Here is a 1,577-nt window from a genome sequence, read left to right as displayed (position 1 = left end):
GAGCTGCTTGATCACCACCGCCGTCGAGGAGAGTGCCAACGTTCCCGCCACCACCAGCGACTGGGCCAGACCCAGCCCCCACCACCAGCCGATGGCGAAGAAGAGCAGTGACGTGAGCAGCACCTGCAACATCCCCACCCCCAACACCAACCGGCGCATCGCCAGCAATTTCGGCAGGGAGAACTCCAACCCCAGCGAGAACATCAAAAAGACGATCCCCAGCTCGGCAATGGTCTGCATGATCGACTGGCCGATGATCACCGCCAGCCCGTGGGGGCCGAGCAACACACCGGCAATCAGGTAGGCAAGGATGACCGGCAAGCCGAGGCGCCGGAAAGTTGCCACCAGCAGGACGGCGGCGAACAGCAGGATCAACAGGTCGGTGTACAAATTTTCCTCTCCTTTTATCGACTTAAGCTTAGTCAGCCGATCTGGCGGGCAGGAAAGATATATTGGGCATGCCAATTGCAGGGAGGAGACAGTAGTCAGTTGTTACAGGTGGAAGACCATGGAAAATACGTCGTCACTTAATGGCTTTAGCCATGGCATCGAGCAGTGGGTTCGCCAGATGGAGCGGCTCACGCCGTTGCCCAGCGTTGAACGCAACCAGTTGCTCGAGCAGTTGTTGGGGCAGAGCGATCTCGGCGGTCTGCTGACAACTTTTGCCGATCGTGCGGCAAGAATTGTCAGGATCCACGGTCTCTACCTCGATTGTGGCCAGCCCCATGTGCTGATCCAGCACCCGCCGCTGGCCACCCTCAACCTGCACAACTATCCGTTCGAGCTGCGCGGTCAGCATGGCCAGCTGCTCGGCCAGCTTCACTACGAGCTGGAACATCCGCTGAGCGGCAGCCAGCAACGGGTACTGATGCAATACCATCAGCTGCTCTGCCTGCTGCTGCCCCTCTATCTGCGGCTGGAAAAACTGGATCAGCTGGTCAGGCTCGATCACCTGACCGGCCTTGGCAACCGCTCCTACTTTGACGAGGCCATCGGTCGCGCCATCGAGCAGCATAGCCGCGAGCCTCACGGTCTGGTGCTGGTGCTGCTGGATCTCGATCGCTTCAAGCAGATCAATGACACCTGGGGCCATCCGGTGGGGGATCTGGTGCTGAGCCGCTTCGCCCAGCTGCTCAAGGGGTGCATCCGCAGCACGGATCAAGCCTTCCGGCTCGGGGGGGATGAATTTGCCCTGCTGCTGCAACCGGCCGAACCCGAGGCGTGGCGCCCGGTCTGGCTGCGACTGCAGCATATGTTGATGACCAACAAGGAGCTCAGCACCTTCTCAGTCGGATGCAGTCTTGGCGCCGCCAGCTGGCAATCCGGGGTCGATGTGCCGAGCCTCTACGAGGCGGCCGACAGCCACCTCTACGCCCGCAAAAAAGCAGGCAAGGCCAGCTCTAACGAATAATCCCGAACTCTTCTTTGCTCCGGCACATGCGCGCCATGTGACCGGAGCTTCTTTTTTTGGGGTCCCCGCTCACACCGATCACCTCAGGCAAGATCCTGCTCGGGCAAAACCGGAGCTGCACCGCCCCCCTGCCAGTGACACACCAGCCCGGCCCCCTGCGCCATAA

The 1,577-nt window shown here is 60.7% G+C and carries 2 protein-coding genes; one reads left to right on the top strand and one right to left on the bottom strand.

The window, feature by feature from the left end:
• Positions 1-390: cation:proton antiporter domain-containing protein (locus tag AACS18_RS20630; RefSeq protein WP_181363225.1), on the bottom strand; the 390-nt coding region annotated here is incomplete at its 3' end.
• A gap of 118 nt (positions 391-508) precedes the next feature.
• Here AACS18_RS20630 and AACS18_RS20625 point away from each other — a divergent pair.
• Positions 509-1,411 carry a GGDEF domain-containing protein gene (locus AACS18_RS20625; protein WP_108611918.1) on the top strand — a complete coding sequence of 301 codons (903 nt, stop codon included), beginning with the start codon at positions 509-511 and terminating at the stop codon, positions 1,409-1,411.
• Positions 1,412-1,577: the final 166 nt, after the last annotated feature.

Origin of the sequence: Aeromonas sp. HMWF015 (genome assembly GCF_963878965.1) — a bacterium.
Classification (GTDB): Bacteria; Pseudomonadota; Gammaproteobacteria; order Enterobacterales; family Aeromonadaceae; genus Aeromonas; species Aeromonas veronii.
Note: the sequence above shows the minus strand (reverse complement) of the source record. Positions and strands in the feature narration are given on the sequence as shown.

Excerpts from the sequence above, each read along its gene's own strand:
- AACS18_RS20625 (WP_108611918.1), top strand. The coding sequence starts at position 509 with ATGGAAAATACGTCGTCACTTAATGGCTTTAGCCATGGCATCGAGCAG.